15 protein-coding genes are annotated in these 21,258 nt (G+C 75.0%); 3 read left to right on the top strand and 12 right to left on the bottom strand.

Features of this window, described 5'->3' with window-relative positions; translation table 11 throughout:
* Positions 1-78: 78 nt before the first annotated feature.
* Positions 79-1,542 carry a regulator gene (locus tag ACZ6KF_RS00345; RefSeq protein WP_356631780.1) on the top strand — a complete coding sequence of 488 codons (1,464 nt, stop codon included), beginning with the start codon at positions 79-81 and terminating at the stop codon, positions 1,540-1,542.
* A 461-nt stretch (positions 1,543-2,003) separates the two neighbouring features.
* On the opposite strand, the gene ACZ6KF_RS00340 is transcribed toward ACZ6KF_RS00345, so the two are convergent.
* The 3 genes from ACZ6KF_RS00340 to ACZ6KF_RS00330 form a co-directional block, all read right to left on the bottom strand.
* Positions 2,004-3,407: an NAD(P)/FAD-dependent oxidoreductase gene (locus ACZ6KF_RS00340; RefSeq protein ID WP_469174246.1), complete on the bottom strand. Its 1,404-nt coding sequence runs from the start codon at positions 3,405-3,407 to the stop codon at positions 2,004-2,006.
* A gap of 217 nt (positions 3,408-3,624) precedes the next feature.
* A complete protein-coding gene (locus ACZ6KF_RS00335; RefSeq protein ID WP_356631776.1) occupies positions 3,625-4,524 on the bottom strand; it encodes a TIGR01777 family oxidoreductase in 900 nt (299 codons plus the stop codon).
* A 214-nt stretch (positions 4,525-4,738) separates the two neighbouring features.
* Complete coding sequence (locus ACZ6KF_RS00330; RefSeq protein ID WP_469236536.1) at positions 4,739-5,923, bottom strand: MarP family serine protease; 1,185 nt, start codon at positions 5,921-5,923, stop codon at positions 4,739-4,741.
* Positions 5,924-6,447: 524 nt separating this feature from the next.
* Between ACZ6KF_RS00330 and ACZ6KF_RS00325 the strand changes: the two genes are divergently transcribed.
* On the top strand, positions 6,448-7,221 hold the full coding sequence (locus ACZ6KF_RS00325) for a peptidoglycan recognition protein family protein (protein ID WP_356631772.1): 774 nt from the start codon (positions 6,448-6,450) through the stop codon (positions 7,219-7,221).
* 126 nt (positions 7,222-7,347) lie between these two features.
* Here ACZ6KF_RS00325 and ACZ6KF_RS00320 read toward each other — a convergent pair whose 3' ends face one another.
* The 8 genes from ACZ6KF_RS00320 to ACZ6KF_RS00285 all read right to left on the bottom strand — a co-directional run bounded on the left by ACZ6KF_RS00320 (position 7,348) and on the right by ACZ6KF_RS00285 (position 19,128).
* On the bottom strand, positions 7,348-7,866 hold the full coding sequence (locus tag ACZ6KF_RS00320) for a DUF4240 domain-containing protein (RefSeq protein ID WP_469237186.1): 519 nt from the start codon (positions 7,864-7,866) through the stop codon (positions 7,348-7,350).
* A gap of 56 nt (positions 7,867-7,922) precedes the next feature.
* The gene (locus tag ACZ6KF_RS00315) at positions 7,923-8,897 is read right to left on the bottom strand and encodes a helix-turn-helix transcriptional regulator (RefSeq protein WP_469236534.1); all 975 of its coding nucleotides are present in this window, start codon (positions 8,895-8,897) and stop codon (positions 7,923-7,925) included.
* A gap of 189 nt (positions 8,898-9,086) precedes the next feature.
* Positions 9,087-11,789, bottom strand: coding sequence for a pyruvate dehydrogenase (acetyl-transferring), homodimeric type (aceE, locus tag ACZ6KF_RS00310; protein WP_356631768.1), 2,703 nt, complete (start codon positions 11,787-11,789; stop codon positions 9,087-9,089).
* Between the two features lie 262 nt (positions 11,790-12,051).
* The gene (locus ACZ6KF_RS00305; RefSeq protein ID WP_356631766.1) at positions 12,052-12,681 is read right to left on the bottom strand and encodes a GntR family transcriptional regulator; all 630 of its coding nucleotides are present in this window, start codon (positions 12,679-12,681) and stop codon (positions 12,052-12,054) included.
* A gap of 299 nt (positions 12,682-12,980) precedes the next feature.
* Positions 12,981-14,807, bottom strand: coding sequence for a 2-oxoglutarate dehydrogenase, E2 component, dihydrolipoamide succinyltransferase (sucB, locus tag ACZ6KF_RS00300; protein WP_469236532.1), 1,827 nt, complete (start codon positions 14,805-14,807; stop codon positions 12,981-12,983).
* A gap of 59 nt (positions 14,808-14,866) precedes the next feature.
* Positions 14,867-16,255 carry a dihydrolipoyl dehydrogenase gene (gene lpdA, locus ACZ6KF_RS00295; RefSeq protein ID WP_356631762.1) on the bottom strand — a complete coding sequence of 463 codons (1,389 nt, stop codon included), beginning with the start codon at positions 16,253-16,255 and terminating at the stop codon, positions 14,867-14,869.
* A 287-nt stretch (positions 16,256-16,542) separates the two neighbouring features.
* Positions 16,543-18,072: a leucyl aminopeptidase gene (locus ACZ6KF_RS00290; protein WP_469236530.1), complete on the bottom strand. Its 1,530-nt coding sequence runs from the start codon at positions 18,070-18,072 to the stop codon at positions 16,543-16,545.
* A gap of 264 nt (positions 18,073-18,336) precedes the next feature.
* Positions 18,337-19,128, bottom strand: a complete 792-nt coding sequence (locus ACZ6KF_RS00285; protein ID WP_356631758.1) for an adenosylcobinamide-GDP ribazoletransferase — start codon at positions 19,126-19,128, stop codon at positions 18,337-18,339.
* Positions 19,129-19,190: 62 nt separating this feature from the next.
* On the opposite strand from ACZ6KF_RS00285, the gene ACZ6KF_RS00280 reads away from it, so the two are divergent.
* The gene (locus tag ACZ6KF_RS00280; protein ID WP_356631756.1) at positions 19,191-19,931 is read left to right on the top strand and encodes a hypothetical protein; all 741 of its coding nucleotides are present in this window, start codon (positions 19,191-19,193) and stop codon (positions 19,929-19,931) included.
* Here ACZ6KF_RS00280 and cobT read toward each other — a convergent pair.
* Entirely contained in the window at positions 19,928-21,130 is a 1,203-nt protein-coding gene (cobT, locus tag ACZ6KF_RS00275; protein ID WP_469174232.1) for a nicotinate-nucleotide--dimethylbenzimidazole phosphoribosyltransferase, read from the bottom strand. The genes ACZ6KF_RS00280 and cobT overlap by 4 nt on opposite strands.
* Positions 21,131-21,258 lie beyond the last annotated feature (128 nt).

Here is a 21,258-nt window from a genome sequence, read left to right as displayed (position 1 = left end):
CATCAGGGCTGCTCACAGGCAATCCGGGATCCGGGCGGTCCGCCGCCGGGTGACCGCAGGCAGGAGATCGCACCGCAGATGACGGAACGACCCGCGCAGCGCACTCCCAACCGCCGGCTCGCCGCGCTCATCGCGGAGGCGGGATTCTCCAACGCGGGTCTGGCTCGTCGTGTCGACCAGCTGGGCCTGGAGCACGGACTCGATCTCAGATACGACAAGACCTCGGTCACCCGGTGGCTGCGCGGTCAGCAGCCGAGAGGGGCCACGCCCGCGCTGATCGCCGAGGTGTTCACCCGGCGGCTGGGGCGCCGCCTCACGGCGCAGGACCTGGGCCTCGACGCCTGCGCGCCCGTGTACGCGGGGCTGGAGTTCGCGGCCGGGCCCGAGGAGGCCGTGGACATCGTCAGCGGGCTGTGGCGCAAGGACTCGGGCAGCCACGCCGAGCTGCGCAAGATCGCGTTCACGCCCGCCGGGCTGGTGGTGCCGAGCCGGGACTGGCTGATCGGGCGGGCCGACGAGAGGGTCGCGCGCGGCGAGCCGACCGCACGGGTGCCGGCGCAGGGGCGTCCGGGCGCGCCCCGGCCCCCGGCGCCGCTCGTGCCCGGCGTCCCGCGGGGCCGGGCCGACCACTCCGCCGCCCAGCGGGTCACCGCCGGGGACCTCGCCGCGCTGCGCTCGGTCGGCGAGCTGTTCCGCAGCCTGGACGACGCCTACGGCGGCGGCCACGCCCGCCAGGCCCTGGTGCGCTATCTGGAACACGAGTGCGAGCCGATGCTGCGCGGCGTCTACGGCGAGCAGACCGGCCGGCGCCTGTTCGCCGCCGCGGCCGACCTCACCCGGCTCGCCGGCTGGACGTCGTACGACATCGCCGCGCACGGCCTCGCGCAGCGGTACTTCGTCCAGGCGCTGCGGCTCTCCCAGGCGGCCGGCGACCGGGCGTACGGCGCGTACGTGCTGGTCACCATGAGCCGGCAGGCCGTCTACCTCGGGCACGGCCGGGAGGCGGTGCAGCTCGCCCGCGTCGCCCAGCAGGGCATCGGCGGCGCCGCGCCCCCCGCGGTGCTGGCGCTGCTGCACGCCGCGGAGGCCCGGGCGCACGGGGTGCTCGGCGAGGTGCGGGCGTGCACCGCGAGCCTGGCCCGCGCCGAGCGCGCGCTGGCCGCGGCCCGGCCCGGCGACGAGGTGCCGCACTGGGCCCGCTTCTTCGACGAGGCGCAACTCGCCGACGAGTTCGGCCACTGCCACCGGGACCTGCAGCAGTTCCGCGCCGCCGCACAGCACGCCGAGCGCTCCCTGCAACTGCGCGCGCCCGCGTACGCCCGCAGCCGCCTGTTCTGCCGCGTCGTCCTGGCCACCGCCCGCCTGGGTCTCGGTGAACTCGAACAGGCCTGCCGCCTCGCGGCCGAGGCGGCGGCCCAGGCGTCGGAGATGCGGTCCGTGCGGGCGGTGGAGTACGTCAGGGACTTCGAGCGCAGGCTGGAGCCGTACAAGGACGCGGCGCCGGTGCGGATGTACCGGGAGAAGGTGGCCGCGTTGGGGTGAGGGGCGGGGTGCCCTTGGCGGGGCGGGGCGGGGCGCGGGGGCCGGGGAGGGCGAGGGTCGGCTGGTGGCTGGTGGCTGGTGGCTGGTGGCTGGTGGCCAGGTGGTCCGGTGGGCAGGGCAGGTGCGGGCCGGCGGGCTTCGGTCGGCGGATGCCGGGGCTGTGCCGGTCCGTGCGGATGCGGTCGGGTGCGTCGGCAGGGCGGGGGCCGTGGTGTGTGGCCGGGTCTGGCCCGTGGACGTCCGGCCGGTGCGGGCGGCGATCCGGCGGCCCGGCCGGTGCGGTGGCATCCGGCCGGGTGCGGGTCGGCAGGGCGGGGGCCGTGGTGTGTGGCCGGGCCTGGCCCGTGGACGTCCGGCCGGTGCGGGGGCATCCGGCCGGGTGGGTCGGCAGGGGGCCCGCGGTGTCCGGCTGGCCCGGACGGGCCGCCGCCCGTCGGCCCGTCCGGGCCGACGGGCGGCGGTCAGGCCGCCCGTGCCCTCGGTGCCGGGTCCGCCAGGTGGAGGGAGCCCGACGCGCCCAGGTCCGTCAGGACGGCTCGCGCGGCGCGGTGGGCCGAGTGGAGGGCGCCCTGGAGGGTGCTGGTGGAGCGGTGGTCGCCGCAGACGTAGAGGCCCGCCATCAGACGCACCGGGCGGCGCAGGTCGTGGGGCGGGCGCATCGCGGGGACCGCCTCGGGGGAGTGGTGGACGGCGAGCGTCTCCCAGCGTGCGGTCGACGTGCCGTACAGCCGCGCCAGATGCGTCCGTACCGTCGTGTCCAGGTCCGGCGGCGCGGCGCCCAGGACCGTCGACGACACCAGCGCCCGGCCCGCCGGCGCGCGCGTCGGGTCCACCGCGCTGATCACCGCCGTGTGCGCCACCGGCCCGCCCCGGTCGGCGTCCAGCAGCAGCGACGCGCCCGTGGCCGGCGGTTCGTCCGTGGCGTGGTGGACCACTGTCACCGGGTGGAAGTCGGGCACCCGCAGCCCCGGCAGCAGCTCGGCGGCGGCCCGCGCGTCCGTCGCCAGCAGCACCGCACGGCACCGGAACTCCCCGTGCTCCGCCGTGGCCACCGACGTCGTCGACACCGACGTCACCCGCACCCCCGTGTGCACCGTGCCCGGCGGCAGCGCCCGCGCCAGCAACTCGGGCACCGCCTCGGCCCCGCCCTCCGGCAGGCACATCCGCCCCGCCGCGTACGCCCGCAGCGCGAGGTCGGCGCAGCGGCTGGAGGTGGTCAGTTCCGGGTCGCCGAGCAGCGCGGCGAGCAGCGGGCGCAGAAAGCCGTCCACCGTACGGGCGGGCAGCCCGCGCGTGACGAGGGACCGCCCGGCGGGCAGCTCCGGGCGGGACAGGAGCCGGGGGACGGGCGTCCCGGCCAGCCGGGCCAGCGCCGCGCCGAGCCGGGCCTGGTCCAGCGGGCCGCCCAGCGGTGCGGTTCCCGTGCGGGGCGGTCTGGGGGCGCTCGCAAGGGCGCGTACTGCGTACAGTGCGCCCCTCGCGCTACCACCGCGTGCGCCGACCTCTCGTGCGCCGACCCCGCGGGCACCGGCCCCGCGGCCGCCGCCTGCCCTCGGGCTCGGCACCCCCGCGAGCCGGCGGCTGCCGTCGGCGTGCACCAGGACGCCCGGCTCGAACGGCCGTAAGGCGAGCGCGTCCAGACCCGGCGTCAGGCCCAGTTCGGGATACGACGTGAACAGGAGGTGTCCGATGCGGTCGAGCCGGAAGCCGTCCACCTTCTCCGTCGCCATCCGCCCGCCCGGACAGGGCGCGGCCTCCAGCACCGTGGTCGTGACTCCTGCACTCGTCAGCCGATGCGCCGCGGCGAGTCCGGCGACCCCGGCTCCCACGACGACGACGTCCGCCTGAAACGCGGGCTCAAGCACGTGCCCCTCCTCGAGGTTGCGCGGCCGGTGCAGACGTCATGCCCTCAACCGGCTCCAGAAATACCCGAGTTCGTTTCGAGGTTAGGGCGGTATGCGGTCGCGGGAGGTCGCACGTCGGCAGGGAACGGTCGCACAGCGGTCGCATACGATCGCCGATGCTCGCGCGGTCGGGAGGCGGGCGGAAGGACGGCGGCGCGGGCGGCGTGGGCCGAGCGCCTCACGCCGCCCGGATCGCCTCCTCGATGCCCGGGAACGCGAAGACGAACCCCGACTCCAGCAGCCGCCGCGGCAGCACCCGCTGACTGCCCAGCACATCGCCGGACATCTCGCCCAGCACGGCCCGCAGCACCGGCGCCGGGACGGTGAACAGGGCCGGCCGGCGCAGTACCCTCGCCATCGCCGCCGTGATCTCACGGTTCGTCAGCGGCTGCGGGGCGGTGAGGTTGAACGGCCCCGACAGGTCGTCGCGGTCCAGGAGATGGCGGAGCGCGGCCACCTCGTCGTGCAGCGAGATGAACGGCCAGTACTGCCGCCCGTCCCCGAGCCGCCCGCCGAGCCCCGCCCGGAACAGCGGGAACAGCCGCCCCCACGCCCCGCCCTCGCGCGCCACCACCAGCCCGGTCCGGGCGAACACCGTCCGCACCCCCGCCTCACGGGCCGGCGCCGCGGCGGACTCCCACGCCACGCACACCTCCGGCAGGAACCCCGTCCCCGGCCCCGCGTCCTCGTCGACCCGACGGTCCCCGGTGTCCCCGTAGTAGCCGACGGCGCTGCCGCACACGAAGACCCGCGGCCGTTCCCCCGACGGCAGCGCGGCGATCGCCCCCGCCAGGGCCGCCGTACCCCGCACCCGGCTGTCGCGGATCCGCGCCTTGTACGCGTCGGTCCAGCGGCGGTCGCCCACCCCGGCCCCGGCCAGGTTCACCACCGCCTCGCACCCGGCGAGGCCGGCCGGGTCCAGGCCCTCGCCCTCCGGGTCCCAGCGGACCTCGTCCGCCGCTCTCGGCTCCCGGCGCACCAGGCGCACCACCTCGTGCCCGTCCGCCGTCAGGGACCGTGCCAACGCGCCGCCGATGAGACCGGACGCGCCGGCCACCACGATTCGGGAAGGTTGCATGCCTGTCATTGTCCCGGTGCGCGGCGGGACGCGGGGGAGGCGGTCAGGTCGTCGCTCGCGGGTTCGCCCGTGTCCACGGGCGTCCTCGTGTCCGTCGCCCGCCGGGGGCCGGCGGTGATCTCGGCCGCCGTCGGGAGGCGGTGCCCGTTTCGGCGTCGGAGGCGGCGGCGTGCGGGGGAAGCGGCCATGGGGGCGGCGGTCGGGGGAGCAGCGGTCACGTGGTCACCAGTTCGCCCGTGTCCACGGGCGCCGTCGCGTCCGCCGCGCGCTCGGCGTCGGCGGCGACCTCGGCGGCCGTCAGGACGTACCCGGTCTCCGCGTCGGAGGTGGAGCGGGCGAACACCACGCCGAACACCCGCCCCTGCGTGGTCAGCAGCGGGCCGCCGGAGTTGCCGGGGCGGACGGTGGAGCGGATCGAGCAGATCTCCCGCGTGACCGACGCGTCGCGGTAGATGTTCTGGCCGGTCGCCCGCACCCGGCCCGCCACCGTCGCCGCGCGGAGGTCGAGGCCGCCGCCCCGCGGATAACCGGCCACCACGGCCGCGTCGCCGTGCCCGGCCCCGTCGTCGAAGCTCAGCGCCGGGGCGCGCAGTCCGGGCACGTACAGCACCGCCACGTCCCGGTCCGGGTCGAAGAGCACCACCCGCGCCTCGTACGACGGCCCGACCCCGCCCACCCGCACGCTCGGCGCGTCGATGCCCGCCACCACATGGGCGTTGGTCAGCACCCGCTCCCGCGCGTACACGAACCCGCTGCCCTCGCGCCCCTGGTCGCCCGCCACACCCTCGACCCTCACCGTGCTGCGCTGCGCGGCGGCCGTCGCGCTCGCCGTGACGCTGTCCCCGGAGGGCCTGGCCACCTCGGCCGCCGACCGGCCCTCGAACGGGTCGAACCCCTGCGGAAAGCCCGCCTCCGTCAGCGCCGCCGTCGCCCGCGCGAACCACGCCGGGGTGGTGTCGGGCATCGTGCCCCGCACCGCCCCCAGCACCCGCGAGTCCCGGACGGCCGAGGTCAGCGGCGACGACGACGCGCCCAGCACGCTCGCCGCCACCCACGCCACCAGCAGCACGGCCACCGCGTTCGAGAGCGCTCCGCCCACCCCGCCGACGACCCGCAGCGGCCCCGGGGCCTTCTCATGGCGCAGGCGGGGTACGAGGCGTCCCGCCAGTGCGTGCCCCAGCGCCGCCGCGAGCAGCACCGTGAGCACCGCGGTCACCGCCGCCGCCGTCGAGCCCGGCGCCGCCACCAGCTCCGTGGTCCACGGCAGCAGCCACACGCCGACGAGCGCGCCGCCCACGAACCCGGCGAGCGAGACGCAGCCGGCCACCAGCCCTCGCCGGTAGCCGGAAACGGCGTACAGCACGATCGCCGGCACCAGCAGGATGTCGAGCACGTCCACTGAGCCGCCTTTCTGTCCGACCCGTCGGTACGCGTTCGCGTGCCCCAGGTACGCGGGAGTACGCGCCGGAGGGGCCGGAGATCAGCCGTGCCCGCGCGCCGAGCGGGAGCCGGCGCGCGACCGGCGGAATTGCGTCCTCCACCCGCGTCCGCACGCCGGAGCCGACGAACGGCAACGCGCGCACTCCCGCCGCGTCCGCACGCCGAGCCGCAACCGGAATGCGCCTGCTTCACCCGCGTCCGCACGCCGGAGCCGACGACCGGCAACGCGCGCCCTGCCGCCGCGTCCGCACGCCGGAGCCGGAACGCGCATGCCTCGGCCTCCCTCGCCCGAACGGCGAAGCCGCAACCGGTGCGCAACCGGCGACACGCGCTTACCGGAGAAGACGCCGTGGAGCGAGCGGGACGACGGTTCCACCGGCTGGCACAGCACACGTCGCGGACGGAGCACATCCGGTCGACAGTGGGACCATGTGTGCCTTTCCCCGCCGCTCCAGCGGTCGGTCCCGGGCGCGGCGGCGCCCCGTGCGCATACCGAGCGCCGCCGTCCCGCTGCTGTGCGCCCTGCCCGGGCTCGCCGCGGTCGCCGTGCTGGCGCTGTGCGCGCACGGCGTCGACCGCACGGTCACCCACCGCGCCGCGACCCGCGCGCTCACCGCCGAGCCCGCCCCGCGGCACACGGCTCCCAGGCCGCGCATCCTGCCGCGCTCGGTCTGGCTGAGCCAGGGCGGCCCGCCCCCCGGCCGGCAGCCGCCGCCGCGCTACGACGACCGGGTCGTCGCCGTCTTCGTCCACCACACCGACTCGCCCAACGGCTACGACTGCGCGGACGCGCCCCGCATCATCCACCACCTGTACGCGGGCCAGACGGGCGCTCGGGACTGGGACGACATCGGCTACAACTTCCTCGTCGACCGCTGCGGCACCGTCTACGAGGGCCGGGCGGGCGGCACCGACCGGGCCGTCACCGGCGCCCACACCCAGGGCTTCAACCACCGCACGGCCGGCGTCGCCGCCCTCGGCACCTTCACCGAGGGAGCCGAGGTGCCGAAGGCGATGACCGACGCCATCGCGGCGCTGGCCGCCTGGAAGCTGGGCCTGTCGGGCACCGACCCGCGCGTCCCGGTCCGGCTGGTCTCCAGCAACAGCCACAGCCGGTTCGCGGCCGGCACCGCCGTCGCCCTGCCCGCCGTGGCCGGCCACAGCGACGGCTACATGACCAACTGCCCCGGCGCCGCCCTGGCCGCCCGCCTGCCGGAGATCCGGGAACTGGCGGCCCGGCTCCAGGGCCGCAGCTGAGACCCACAGGTCCGCGGCACGGGCCCCCGGGCCCCCACGGCGACCCACAGGGCCGGCACCGCACAGGCGTACGTCCCGTCGGACAGCGGCCGGCGCCGGGCCACGGCGTGATCCGCGCGGCGGGCCTCACTCCTTGAAGCGGGCCCACAGCCGCGGGAAGCGCTCGGCCAGCCGCGCCCTGTCCTCGAAGTCGACCGGCGTGCCCTCCGGCTCCGCCGCGGCGGGCGGGATGCCGAGGTCGGGGGCGACGGTGCCGGTGAGCTGCTCGTAGGCCTCGTCGGCCGCGTAGCCCAGGTCCTCGCCGTCGCCGTCGATCTCCTCGTCGAAGTCGTCCAGCAGGTCGGCGAGCGCGTCCGGGTCGTGCACCGCGCCCTCGTACACCTCGCGTCCCTGGCCGATCAGCCAGCAGCGGAAGAAGTCGAAGGCGTCGTCGCTGGCCCCGTCCAGCAGCACCCAGGCGGCGCCCCACAGGTCCCAGGTGTAGGCGCGGTTGTAGCGCGCCTCGAAGTGACGGGCGAAGTCCAGCACCTGATCCGGGTCGAGCCGCAGCAGCCGTTCCACGAGCAGGTCGGCCTGTTCCTCGGGGTCGCCCCCGGCGGCCTCGCGCGTGCTGTCGACCAGTTCCCAGAACTCCGTCTCGTCCATCACGGGTCCAGCATCCTGCCTCGGCGGGGCCCCCGCACGCGGAGTGGGGCGGATCGTTATGCGCCGTACAACCGCGCGAGCCGCCGCGCGTCCGCCGCGAACCGCCGGCGCAGCGACTCCGGCGCCAGCACCTCCGCCTCCGGCCCGAGCGCGGTGAGCTGGGTGTGGGCGACGTCCTCCGACTCGACGCCCAGCGTCACGGTCACCCGGCCCTGGCCGTCCGGCTCCCCGGCGCTCCCGAGGGCGTCCCGCGCGGCGACCGGTTCGACGGCGTACGGCAGCCTGCGCACGCCGTCGGCGGTGAGCCGTACGACGACCCGGGCGCGCAGGAGGGAACGCGCGAACCGTTCCGCCTGAGCGTCCCAGAAGCCGGGCAGGTCGAAGTCCGCGTCGCGTGCGAACCGTTCCCCCAGGGGCTCCGCCGAGGCGAACCGCTCGATCCGGTACACCCGGAACGGCCCCTCGCCCGCGACCCGCGCGCACAGGTACCAGACCCCCGCCTTGAGCACGAGTCCGTACGGCTCCAGGGTCCGCTCGACCTCGCCGTCCCCGCGCCGGTAGCGGGCGGTGACGCACCGGTCGTCCCAGACGGCTTCGGCGACGGCGGGCAGCAGCTCGGGCGTGCGAGGCTCGGCGAACCAGGCGGGCGCGTCCAGGTGGAACCGCTGGGCCGCCGCCCGCGGCGCGTCCCGCAGCGAGGGCGTCAGCGCCGCCGACACCTTCAGCCGCGCCGCCGAGGCCGCGTCCTCCAGCCCCATCTCCCGCAGCGCCCCCGGCACGCCCGACAGGAACAGCGCCTCGGCCTCCCCCCGGTGCAGCCCCGTGAGCCCCGTCCGGTACCCCCCGACGAGCCGGTAGCCCCCGCCCCGCCCCCGATCGGCGTACACCGGCACCCCGGCCTCCGACAGCGCCTGCGCGTCCCGCGCGACGGTCCGCTCGGACACCTCCAGCTCCCGCGCCAGCTCCCCGGCGGTCATGGCGTGCCGAGCCTGCAACAACAGCACCATCCTGATCAGCCGAGCAGCCCGCACCCCCTCATCATGCCCCGCCTCGCCCGGCGCCCGGCCGACGCCCCCCAAGGGGCGCGGGGAACTGCGCGACCGGCCCTCACAACCCGCAGCCGAACGCATGCGCCCCGCTGCCCCACGACCCGCCCCCGAAGAGCACACGAACGAGGGGGGCCCGCCCGGCGGACCCCCCTCGGAACACGAACCCCGGACCTACAGCCCGTAGCGCTCGCGCGCCTCCTTCACCGCCGTCGCCTTCACCTCGCCGCGCCGCGCCAGCTGCGCCAGCGCCGCGACGACGATCGACTCCGCGTCGACCCCGAAGTGCCGGCGCGCGGCGTCGCGCGTGTCCGACAGGCCGAAGCCGTCCGCGCCCAGCGACGTGTAGTCCTGCTCGACCCACTGCGCGATCTGGTCCGGCACCTGCCGCATGTAGTCGGAGACGGCCAGCACCGGCCCCTGCGCGCCCTGCAGCGCCCGGCGCACGTACGGCACCCGCTCCTCGCCGCGCAGCAGCGCCGCGTCGGCCTCCAGAGCGTCGCGCCGCAGCTCGCCCCAGGACGTCGCGGACCACACGTCGGCGGCCACGCCCCACTCCTCGGACAGCATCCGCTGCGCCTTCAGCGCCCAGTGGATCGCCGTGCCCGAACCGAGCAGCTGGATCCGCGGGGCGTTCGCCGCCGGGCTCAGGCCCGCCGACTCCGCCGTGTTGAAGCGGTACAGGCCCTTGACGATGCCCTCGTCGATCCCGGCGACGGCCGGCTTCGCGGGCTGCGGCAGCGGCTCGTTGTAGACGGTCAGGTAGTAGAAGACGTCCTGGTCCTCGCCCGGCGCGGCCTCGCCGTACATCCGGCGCAGACCCTCCTTGACGATCGCCGCGACCTCGTACGCGAACGCCGGGTCGTACGTCAGCGCGGCCGGGTTCGTCGCCGCGATCACCGGCGAGTGACCGTCCGCGTGCTGCAGGCCCTCGCCCGTCAGCGTCGTGCGGCCCGCCGTCGCGCCGATGAGGAAGCCGCGGCCGAGCTGGTCGCCGAGCTGCCACATCTGGTCGGCCGTGCGCTGCCAGCCGAACATCGAGTAGAAGATGTAGAACGGGATCATCGGCTCGCCGTGCGTCGCGTACGACGTCGACGCGGCGATGAAGTCGGCCATCGAACCGGCCTCGGTGATCCCCTCGTTGAGGATCTGGCCGTTCTTGGCCTCCTTGTAGTACATCAGCTGGTCGCGGTCGACCGGCTCGTACGTCTGGCCCTTGGGCGAGTAGATGCCCAGCGACGGGAACAGCGACTCCATGCCGAACGTGCGCGCCTCGTCGGGGACGATCGGCACCCAGCGCCTGCCGGTCTCCTTGTCGCGGACCAGGTCCTTGATCAGCCGGACGAACGCCATCGTCGTCGCCACGTTCTGCGAGCCGGAGCCCTTGTCGAAGGAGGCGAACGCCTTCTCGGCCGGGGCCGGCAGCGGCGCGACCGGGTGGACCCGGCGGGCCGGGGCCGGGCCGCCGAGCGCCGCGCGCCGCTCCTGGAGGTAGCGCACCTCGGGGGAGTCCGCGCCGGGGTGGCCGTAGGGCACCACGCCGTCGACGAAGTCGCTGTCCTTGATCGGCAGGCCGAGGCGGTCGCGCATCGCCTTGAACTCGTCCACCGACAGCTTCTTCATCTGGTGGTTGGCGTTCTTCGACGCGAAGCCCTCGCCGAGCGTGTGGCCCTTGACCGTCTGGGCCAGGATCACGGTCGGCGCGCCCTTGTGCTCGACGGCGGCCTTGTACGCGGCGTACACCTTGCGCGGCTCGTGACCGCCGCGCGAGAAGTGGAAGCAGTCGAGGATCTTGTCGTCGCTCAGCAGCTTCGCCATCTCGGCGAGCGCGGGATCGGCGCCGAAGAAGTCCTGGCGGATGTAGGCGGCGTCGCGGGTCTGGTACGTCTGCACCTGCGCGTCCGGCACCTGGCGCAGCCGGCGTACCAGCGCGCCCGTGGTGTCCAGCCGGAACAGCTCGTCCCAGGCGGAGCCCCACAGCGTCTTGATCACGTTCCAGCCGGCGCCGCGGAACTGGGCCTCCAGCTCCTGCACGATCTTGAAGTTGGCGCGGACCGGACCGTCGAGGCGCTGGAGGTTGCAGTTGATGACGAAGGTGAGGTTGTCCAGCTCCTCACGGGCGGCGAGCGCGAGGGCCGCCGTCGACTCCGGCTCGTCCATCTCGCCGTCGCCGAGGAAGGCCCAGACGTGCGAGGCGGAGACGTCCTTGACGCCGCGGTTGGTCAGGTAGCGGTTGAACCGCGCCTGGTAGATCGCGGAGAGCGGGCCGAGGCCCATCGACACCGTCGGGAACTCCCACAGCCAGGGCAGCCGGCGCGGGTGCGGGTACGAGGGGATGCCGTTGCCGCCGGACTCGCGGCGGAAGTTGTCGAGGTGCGTCTCGTTCAGCCGGCCGTCGAGGAAGGCGCGGGCGTAGATGCCGGGGGAGGCGTGGCCCTGGATGTAGAGCTGGTCGCCCGAACCGTCGGCCTCCTTGCCCTTGAAGAAGTGGTTGAAGCCGGTCTCGTACAGCCAGGCGGCCGAGGCGAAGGTGGCGATGTGGCCGCCGACGCCGTATTTGCTGCCGCGGGTCACCATGGCCGCCGCGTTCCAGCGGTTCCAGGCGGTGATCCTGGCCTCCATCTCCGGGTCGCCGGGCATCGCGGGCTCGGCGGCGGTGGGGATGGTGTTGACGTAGTCGGTCTCGAGGAGCTTCGGCAGCGCGATGCCGGCGCCCTCGGCGCGCTCCAGCGTGCGGCGCATCAGGTACGCGGCACGGTGCGGCCCGGCCGCCTGGGCGACGGCGTCCAGGGAGGCCCGCCACTCGGCGGTCTCCTCGGGGTCGCGGTCGGGAAGCTGGTCGAGCGCGCTCGGCTGGATGGCGTTGGGGTCGGTCATGTCGCCGCCTTCCTCAGTCGAAGGGGGTTCCCTCATCGGTAAGGGTTCGGGGGTGCCCTTGGTCTTTGGCAGGACAGGGCGTCGGGGCTCCTGTGGAAGCCCGTCGGCGACTGTAACCCCCTGATCGATGATCGATCAAAGGGTGGAGCCGGAAAATCTCTCGAAATCGAGAAAGTCGGCACGCGGTGCCTCGGCCGCGGGCACGGCGTGCCGCATTTCGAAAGGTTTTCGCAGGTCGGACGACGTCTGAGCGAACCCGCGCTCAGCTCTCGTGACGCGGCGCGCAGCCCAGCACGTGGGCCTTCACCAACTCCGCGATCCGCGGGTCCCGCCGCCGGAACGCCTGCACCAGTTCCTCGTGCTCCTCGGCGTACGACTGCTGCACGGTGCCGAGCCACCGTATCGACAGCGCCGTGAACACCTCGATTCCGAGCCCTTCCCAGGTGTGCAGCAGCACGGAGTTGCCCGCGGCCCGCACCATCTCGCGGTGGAAGCCCACCGTGTGCCGCACCTGCGCCGTGCCGTCGGCCCTGCTGTCGGCCTCGTACAGCGCCGCGACGTGCGGCTCCAGCGCCGAGCAGTCCCGGGCCAGCCGCTCCGCCGCCAGCTCCGCCGCGATCGCCTCCAGGCCGGCCCGGACGGGGTACGACTCCTCCAGGTCGGCGGCCGTCAGATTGCGCACCCGCACGCCCTTGTTCGGCGCGGACTCGATCAGCCGCAGCGACTCCAGCTCGCGCAGCGCCTCCCGCACCGGCGTCTGGCTGACCTCCAGCTCGGTGGCGATCCGCCGCTCCACGATCCGCTCGCCCGGCTGCCAGCGTCCGCTGATGATCCCCTCGAGGATGTGCTCGCGGATCTGCTCGCGCAGCGAGTGGACGACGGGCGCGGTCATGAGGGCTCCTTAGCGGGAGGCGTTGGCTTAGACAATACGGCCGTCCAGGGCTGCTGGAGAGGCGCTTGAGGGGGCTTTCGCGCAGGTGAGACGAGACTTACACCTCCGGTGTGCGGCCGGTGGCGGCCGGTGGCGCCGCGCGGCACCGGGGCCGGGCCGGTGGCCGCGGCCGGCCGTGCCCCGCGGTCCCGCCTCCGCCTCCGGCCGTGCTCCGCGGCGCCGCGGCCCCGCCCCAGACGCCGGTGCCCCCGCCCGGAGCGTTCCGGGCGGGGGCACCGATGCGTGCGTGCGGAGCGGGATTACAGGCCGAGCTCGACCTCGAACTCGCCGGCCTCCAGGATCGCCTTGACCGCCGTCAGGTAACGGGCCGCGTCGGCGCCGTCCACCAGGCGGTGGTCGTAGGACAGGGTCAGGTACGTCATGTCGCGGACGCCGATCGCCGTGCCCTCCGCCGTCTCGACGACGGCCGGGCGCTTGACCGTGGCGCCGATGCCGAGGATGGCGACCTGGCCCGGCGGCACGATGATGGTGTCGAACAGCGCGCCGCGCGAACCGGTGTTGGAGATGGTGAAGGTCCCGCCGGACAGCTCGTCCGGGGTGATCTTGTTCGCCCGGACCTTGCCCGCCAGCTCCGCCGTGGCCTTGGCGATGCCGGCCAGGTTGAGGTCGCCGGCGTTCTTGATGACCGGGGTCATCAGGCCCTTCTCGGAGTCCACCGCGATACCGATGTTCTCGGTGTCGAAGTAGGTGATCGTGCCGTCGGCCTCGTTGATCTTCGCGTTGACGACCGGGTGGGCCTTCAGGGCCTGGGCCGCCGCCTTGACGAAGAACGGCATCGGGGAGAGCTTGACGCCCTCACGGGCCGCGAACGCGTCCTTGGCCCGGTTGCGCAGCGCCATCAGACGGGTGACGTCGACCTCGACGACCGTCGACAGCTGGGCCTGCTCCGTGAGCGCCTTGACCATGTTGTCGCCGATGACCTTGCGGATGCGCGGCATCTTGACGGTCTGGCCGCGCAGCGGAGAGGCCTCCAGGACGGGGGCCTGCTTCGCGGCGGACGGCGCGGCGGCGGGGGCGGGCGCCGGGGCAGCGGCGGCGGCCTTGGCGGCCTCCGCGGCGGCCAGGACGTCCTGCTTGCGGATCCGGCCGCCGACGCCGGTGCCCTTGACGGAGCCCAGGTCGACGCCGTTCTCGGCGGCGAGCTTGCGCACCAGCGGGGTGACGTAGGCGCCCTCGTCGGTCGGCTGCGCGGCGGCGGGCGCCGGAGCGGCCGGGGCGACCGGAGCGGGGGCGGCCGGAGCCGGAGCCGGGGCGGCGGGCTGCGCCGGAGCCGCGGGGGCGGCGGGCGCGGGAGCCGGTGCGGCAGCGGCGGGGGCCGGAGCCGGAGCGGCGGGAGCCTCCGGGGCGGGGGCCGGGGCGGCGGGTGCCTCCGGGGCGGCGGGAGCCTCCGGGGCCGGGGCCTCGGGGGCGGCGGGCGCCGGAGCGGCGGCCGGGGCCGCGCCCGGAGCGCCGATGACGGCCAGCTTGGCGCCGACCTCGGCGGTCTCGTCCTCGCCGACCGTGATCTCCAGCAGCACGCCGGAGGCGGGGGCGGGGATCTCGGTGTCGACCTTGTCGGTGGAGACCTCGAGCAGCGGCTCGTCGGCCTCGACGCTGTCGCCGACCGACTTCAGCCAGCGGGTGACGGTGCCCTCGGTGACGGACTCGCCGAGCGCGGGCAGGACGACGTCCGTGCCCTCGGCGGAACCGCCGCCGGAGGCGGCCTCGGCGGTGGGCGCCGGGGCCGGGGCGGACTGCTCGGTGGACGGCTGGGCGGCCGGGGCGGGCTCGGGGGCCGGCGGGGCGACCTCCTCGGCGGCCGGAGCCGGGGCCGCGGCGGGGGCGCCGGTGCCGTCGTCGATCACGGCCAGCTCGGCGCCGACCTCGACCGTCTCGTCCTCGGCGACCTTGATGGAGGCGAGGACACCGGAGGCCGGCGCGGGGATCTCGGTGTCGACCTTGTCGGTCGAGACCTCGAGCAGGGGCTCGTCGGCCTCGACGCGCTCACCCTCGGCCTTCAGCCAGCGGGTGACGGTGCCCTCGGTGACGCTCTCGCCGAGCGCCGGAAGGGTTACGGAAACCGCCATGGTTTCGGTTGCTCCTAACGAATTGCGGAAGTCTGGGTCGTCGCTTGTGACCGAGGGCGTCAGTCGTGCGCGTGCAGCGGCTTTCCGGCCAGCGCCAGGTGCGCCTCGCCGAGCGCCTCGTTCTGCGTCGGGTGGGCGTGGACCAGCTGGGCGACCTCGGACGGCAGCGCCTCCCAGTTGTAGATCAGCTGGGCCTCGCCGACCTGCTCGCCCATGCGGTCGCCGACCATGTGGACGCCGACCACCGCACCGTCCTTGACCTGGACGAGCTTGATCTCGCCCGCGGTCTTCAGGATCTTGCTCTTGCCGTTGCCCGCCAGGTTGTACTTCAGGGCGACGACCTTGTCCGCGCCGTAGATCTCCTTGGCCTTGGCCTCGGAGATGCCGACGGAGGCGACCTCGGGGTGGCAGTACGTCACCCGGGGCACGCCGTCGTAGTCGATGGGGACGACCTTCAGACCGGCCAGCCGCTCCGCCACCAGGATGCCCTCGGCGAAGCCGACGTGCGCGAGCTGGAGCGTGGGCACCAGGTCGCCGACCGCGGAGATGGTCGGGACGTTGGTGCGCATGTACTCGTCGACGAGGACGTGACCGCGGTCCATGGCGACCCCGGCCTCCTCGTAGCCCAGGCCCTGCGAGACCGGGCCGCGGCCGACGGCGACGAGGAGGATCTCGGCCTCGAACTCCTTGCCGTCGGCGAGGGTGACCTTGACCCCGTCGGCCGTGTACTCGGCCTTCTGGAAGAAGGTGCCGAGGTTGAACTTGATCCCGCGCTTGCGGAACGCCCGCTCCAGCAGCTTGGAGCTGTTCTCGTCCTCGGCCGGGACGAGGTGCTTCATCCCCTCGATGATGGTCACGTCCGCGCCGAAGGACTTCCAGGCGGAGGCGAACTCGACGCCGATGACGCCGCCGCCGAGGATGATGGCGGACTTCGGCACACGGTCCAGGACGAGGGCGTGGTCCGAGGAGATGATGCGGTTGCCGTCGATCTCCAGGCCCGGCAGCGACTTCGGCACGGAGCCGGTCGCCAGGAGCACGTGGCGGCCCTGGATGCGCTGTCCGTTGACGTCCACCGAGGTGGGGGAGGAGAGCCGGCCCGCGCCCTCGATGTACGTCACCTTGCGGGAGGCGATGAGCCCCTGCAGGCCCTTGTACAGGCCCGCGACCACGTCGTCCTTGTACTTGTGGACGGCCGGTACGTCGATGCCCTCGAACGTGGCCTTGACGCCGAACTGCTCGCTCTCGCGGGCCTGGTCGGCGATCTCGCCCGCGTGCAGCAGGGCCTTGGTGGGGATGCAACCCCGGTGCAGGCAGGTGCCGCCGACCTTGTCCTTCTCGATCAGGGCGACGTCCAGACCCAGCTGCGCCCCGCGCAGGGCCGCGGCGTAACCACCGCTGCCACCGCCGAGGATCACTAGGTCGAAAACGGTGCTGGCGTCGTTCGCCACGTCACGTCCTCCATGCATGTGCGCCGTACGCCGGTCTTCGCTGACCGGCAGGCGGCTGGTGTCCGGCCGCTCGTTCTTCGGCCCTTCGGTGGGGCCCTGTCCTGCCGGGCCCCATCTTCGCACTTGTCGCCCCCGGAGGAGACGCGGGGCCGGTGTGTGAGACGTCCCACGTTCCGCCCGCCCGGCGCGGGCCGTGCCGGTGCGCGGCCCGCGCCGGGCGGGCGCGGGCGAGGACGGGTCGCCGCGCCCGCCGGGCGGGAGGAAGGGCCGGACTCAGCGGGCGGACCTCACCCCAGGTCGCCCGCCGCCGTGAGCTCCGCCAGCCGCACCAGCGTCCGTACCGCGGTGCCCGTACCACCCTTCGGGGTGTACCCGAACGGACCGCCCTCGTTGAACGCGGGCCCCGCGATGTCCAGGTGCGCCCAGGTGATCCCCTCGCCCACGAACTCCCGCAGGAACAGCCCGGCGACCAGCCCGCCGCCCATCCGCTCGCCCATGTTGGCGATGTCGGCGACCGCGGAGTCCATGCCCTTGCGCAGGTGCTCCGGCAGCGGCATCGGCCACGCCGGCTCCCCGACCTCCTCGGCGGCCTCGAACACCGCGGTGCGGAACGCGTCGTCGTTGGCCATCACGCCGAACGTCCGGTTGCCCAGCGCCAGCATCATCGCGCCGGTGAGCGTGGCGACGTCCACGATGGCGTCCGGCTTCTCCTCGGAGGCCGCCCACAGCGCGTCGGCGAGGACCAGCCGGCCCTCGGCGTCGGTGTTGAGCACCTCCACGGTCTTGCCGCTGTACATGCGCAGCACGTCGCCGGGGCGGGTGGCGGAACCGGAGGGCATGTTCTCGGCCAGCGCCAGCCAGCCGGTGACGTTGACCTCCAGGCCGAGCCGCGCGGCGGCGATGACGGCGGCGAACACGGCGGCGGCGCCGCTCATGTCGCACTTCATCGTCTCGTTGTGCCCGGCCGGCTTGAGCGAGATGCCGCCCGAGTCGTAGGTGATGCCCTTGCCGACGAGGGCGAGGTGCTTCTTCGCCTTGGACGAGGTGTACGACAGCTTGACCAGGCGCGGGGCCGACGCGGAGCCGGAGCCGACGCCGAGGATGCCGCCGTAGCCGCCCTTGGTGAGGGCCTTCTCGTCGAGCACCTGCACCTTGACGCCGTGCTCCTTGGCCGCGGCCTGGGCGACGGCGGCGAAGGCCTCCGGGTTGAGGTCGTTCGGCGGGGTGTTGACGAGGTCGCGGGCGCGGTTCAGCTCCTCGGACACGGCGGTGGCGCGCTCGACGGCGGCCTTGTGGGCCTTGTCGCGGGGCTTGGCGCCGAGGACGACGGCCTCGCCCAGCGGGGCCTTGCGGTTCTTCTTGTCCTTGCCGGCCGAGGCGGTGTCCTTGTACGCGTCGAACGAGTACGCGCCGAGCAGCGCGCCCTCGCCGATCGCGCCGACGGCGGCGGCGTCCTCGACGGGCAGTGCGAACGCGGCCTTCTTGGCGCCGACCAGGGTGCGGGCGGCCACGCCGGCGGCGCGGCGCAGGGCTTCGGCGCCGAACGGGGCGTCCTGCTCGGGCAGTGCGCCCAGGCCCACCGCCACCACGAGCGGCGCCTTGAAGCCGGCCGGCGCCGGGAGCTTCGTCACCTCGCCCTCGGCCCCGGAGGCACCGAGGGTCTCCAGGACGCCGGCGAGCCCGCCGTCGTAGGCCTGGGTCACGGACTCGGCGCCCGGTGCGACGACCGGGCCCCTGTCGCCCTTGGCGACACCGATCACGATCGCGTCGGCCCGCAGGCCGGGCGCCGCGGCGGTGCTGAGAGTGAGAGCAGTCACGGTGGTGAATTCTCGCTTCCGATGTGAAGTTTCGTTGGCCGAGGGGGTGGGTCGGCCGGGCCCGACAGCCGACTTGAGGTTCCTCGGGCGGAGCGGGCTTCGCCCGGACAGGCGAAAGACCCGGGCACGAGCCTACGCCGGGTGCCCGCGCGATCGTTCGCCCGGGCGTTCACCTGCGAGTGGCGTCGTGGTCATTTTCCGCGGGCGACGACCGCCGGCGACCGTCCCGCACCCTCCGCAGCCCCCGGTGGAGCGTCCGTCGGGTCAGCCGAGGGTCAGCACGACGAGCGCGGTGGTCGCGGCCGTCTCGGCCAGACCGCCGAAGACGTCGCCGGTCACCCCGCCGAAGCGGCGGGTGCAGTGCCGCAGCAGCAGTTCGGCCGCGCCGGCCGCGGCGGCGAGGGCGAGGACGGCGCGCAGCACGCCGTACGGCCCGGACGGCGCCCCGCACGCCGCGGCGGCGACGGTCACCGCGAGGGCGACGCCCAGGGCGGCGCGCACCGGGACGACCCCGGCCACGGCCGCCCCCAGACCCTCGGGCCGGGCGGCCGGCACGCCCTCGCGGGCGGCCAGGGTCAGCGCCGTCCGGGCGGCGACGGCGGAGACGGCGGCGGCGTACGCGCCCGCGCCCCAGGAGCCGCCGTACAGCTCGCACAGGGCCGCCGTCTGGGCGGCCAGGACCAGGACCAGCGTGATCACGCCGAACGGGCCGATGTCCGACTGCTTCATGATCCGCAGCGCGTCCTCGGCGGGCCTGCCGCTGCCCAGCCCGTCGGCCGTGTCGGCCAGCCCGTCCAGGTGCAGGCCCCGGGTCAGCGCGGCGGGCACGGCGACCGTGGCGACGGCGGCGAGCAGTGGGCCCGCGCCGAGGAACAGCAGCAGGAGCCCGGCCCCGGCGGCCACGCCTCCGACGACCAGCCCGGCCAGCGGCGCGCAGAGCATCCCGCCCCGGGCGGCCGTGCGGTCCCAGCGGTCGACCCGCACCGGCAGCACGGTGAGCGTGCCGAACGCGAACCGGAGACCGTGCAGCGGCGGCATCCGCGAGATCATGGACATGGCGGGCACCTTATGCGACCGTCGGGGCGCACCTCGCGGCGGATCGGCCCAGACTGGGTCATATGGGGACCTGGCTCGAGCGCAACATCGTCGAACCCGGCAAGCTGCCCCTGCTGCTCGCCCTGTCGGCCTTCGTCGTCACCTTCCTGGTCACCCGCCTGATCACCCGGATGATCCGCGCGGGGAAGGGCCCATTCCGCGACGTCACACCGGGCGGACTGCACATTCACCACGTCGTCCCCGGCGTCGTCCTCACCCTGGCGGGCGGCTTCGGCGCGGTGGCGGGCGGGCAGCACGGGTTCGGCTCCGCGCTGGCGGCGGTCGTCTTCGGCGCGGGCGCGGGGCTGGTGCTGGACGAGTTCGCGCTGATCCTGCATCTGGACGACGTCTACTGGACCGAGGCCGGCCGCAAGAGCGTCGAGGCCGTGGTGCTCACGGCGGCCCTGGTGGGGCTGCTCCTCGTCGGGTTCGCGCCCTTCGGGGTGGACGACCTCGACGAGGACGAGCTGCAGAGCCGGGGGTCGGTCGTGTCGACCGTCGCCGTGAACTTCTTTTTCTCGCTGCTCGCGCTGAGCAAGGGCAAGGCCCGGACGGCGGTCTTCGGGGTGATCGTGCCGCTCGTCGCGCTCATCGGGGCGATCCGGCTGGCGCGGCCCGGGTCGCCGTGGGACAGGCGGCTCTACGCCCGCCGCCCGCGGGCGAGGGCGCGCGCCCAGCGTCGGGCGCGGCGCCACGACCGCCGCTGGGCGGGGCCCCGCCGCCGGCTCCAGGACTGGCTGGGGGGCCGCCCCGACGACGCCTAGACGGACTCCGGGCGGCTCGCCCGCTCCTGTGCCTGCGCGCCCTGAGCCGGCGCCTGCCCGCCCGCTGCCTCCGCCCGGCCCGGCTGCTCCGGCGACCCGTGCTCCTCCGGCGACTGCGGCTCCTCCGGCCCCTCCGGCTCCGCCTTCTCCGGCTGCCTTTTCTCCGGCAGCTCCGCCGCCAGTGCCGCCGCCGACCGGACCAGGGGCAGGGACAGCAGGGCGCCCAGGCCCTCGCCCACGCGGACGCCGTGGTCCAGCAGCGGCTCCAGGGCCATCCGGTCCAGCGCCTTGGCCTGGCCCGGCTCGCCGCTGTCGTGGCCCGCCAGCCACCAGTCGGGCGCGCGGAAGGCGACCCGCTGGGCCACCAGCGCGCACGCCGCCGACACCACGCCGTCCAGGATCACCGGCGTCTTGCGCACCGCGCTCTGCAGCAGGAACCCGGTCGTCGCCGCGAGGTCCGCGCCGCCCACCGCCGCCAGCAGCGCCAGCTGGTCGCCGAGCACCGGCCGGGCCCGCCGCAGCGCGTCCCGGATCGCCGCGCACTTGCGCATCCACGCCAGGTCGTCGATCGCCTGCCCGCCCCGCCCGGTCACCACCGACGCGTCGGTCCCGCACAGCGCCGCGATCAGCACGCCCGCCGCCGTCGTGCCGCCCACGCTGACGTCCCCGAGCACGACCAGGTCCGTGCCCGCGTCGGCCTCCTCGTCGGCCACCGCGACCCCGGCCCGGAACGCCGCCTCGGCCTCCTCGGGGGTGAGCGCGTCCTCGACGTCGATCCGGCCGCTGCCGCGCCGCACCCGGTGCCGTACGACGTCCTCGGGCAGCGTCGACGGATCGCAGTCCAGCGCCATGTCCACCACCCGCAGCGGCACCTCCAGCCGCCGCGCGAGCACCGCCACCGGACGGCCGCCCTCCAGGACCTCGCGCACCAGCTCGGCCGCGCTGCCCGCGGGGCGCGCCGAGACGCCCAGCCCGGCGACGCCGTGATCACCGGCGAAGAGCACCACGCGAGGCCGTTCGACCGGCCTGACCGGCGCCGCGCCCTGCGCCGAGGCCAGCCACTCACCCAGTTCGTCGAGCCGGCCCAGCGCGCCGGGGGGCACGTTCCGGCTCTCCCGGTGCGCCTCGGCGTCACGGCGCACCCCGGCGTCGGGGCGCTCGATCAGATCGGTGAAGTCGTCGAGATTCAGCGAGCTCATTCGCCGAACAGTACCGGCACCGGTCGAACAGGGGGCCGCCACCGGGTCACGGCGACCGGCCGACGTCGTTGCACCCAAGATCGGTATCCCATACGTTCCGGTTTGCAGCGGATTGTCGTATCCACCTT

This window comes from Streptomyces sp. NPDC046379, from assembly GCF_055587785.1.
Note: the sequence above shows the minus strand (reverse complement) of the source record. Positions and strands in the feature narration are given on the sequence as shown.

What these genes read in the sequence shown, in the direction of transcription:
- ACZ6KF_RS00345 (WP_356631780.1), top strand. Translation starts at nt 79, where the DNA reads ATGACGGAACGACCCGCGCAGCGCACTCCCAACCGCCGGCTCGCCGCG.
- ACZ6KF_RS00305 (WP_356631766.1), bottom strand. Translation starts at nt 12,681, where the DNA reads ATGACCGCGCCCGTCGTCCACTCGCTGCGCGAGCAGATCCGCGAGCAC.
- ACZ6KF_RS00280 (WP_356631756.1), top strand. Translation starts at nt 19,191, where the DNA reads ATGGGGACCTGGCTCGAGCGCAACATCGTCGAACCCGGCAAGCTGCCC.
- ACZ6KF_RS00285 (WP_356631758.1), bottom strand. Translation starts at nt 19,128, where the DNA reads ATGTCCATGATCTCGCGGATGCCGCCGCTGCACGGTCTCCGGTTCGCG.
- ACZ6KF_RS00335 (WP_356631776.1), bottom strand. Translation starts at nt 4,524, where the DNA reads ATGCAACCTTCCCGAATCGTGGTGGCCGGCGCGTCCGGTCTCATCGGC.
- ACZ6KF_RS00320 (WP_469237186.1), bottom strand. Translation starts at nt 7,866, where the DNA reads ATGGACGAGACGGAGTTCTGGGAACTGGTCGACAGCACGCGCGAGGCC.
- sucB (WP_469236532.1), bottom strand. Translation starts at nt 14,807, where the DNA reads ATGGCGGTTTCCGTAACCCTTCCGGCGCTCGGCGAGAGCGTCACCGAG.
- cobT (WP_469174232.1), bottom strand. Translation starts at nt 21,130, where the DNA reads ATGAGCTCGCTGAATCTCGACGACTTCACCGATCTGATCGAGCGCCCC.
- aceE (WP_356631768.1), bottom strand. Translation starts at nt 11,789, where the DNA reads ATGACCGACCCCAACGCCATCCAGCCGAGCGCGCTCGACCAGCTTCCC.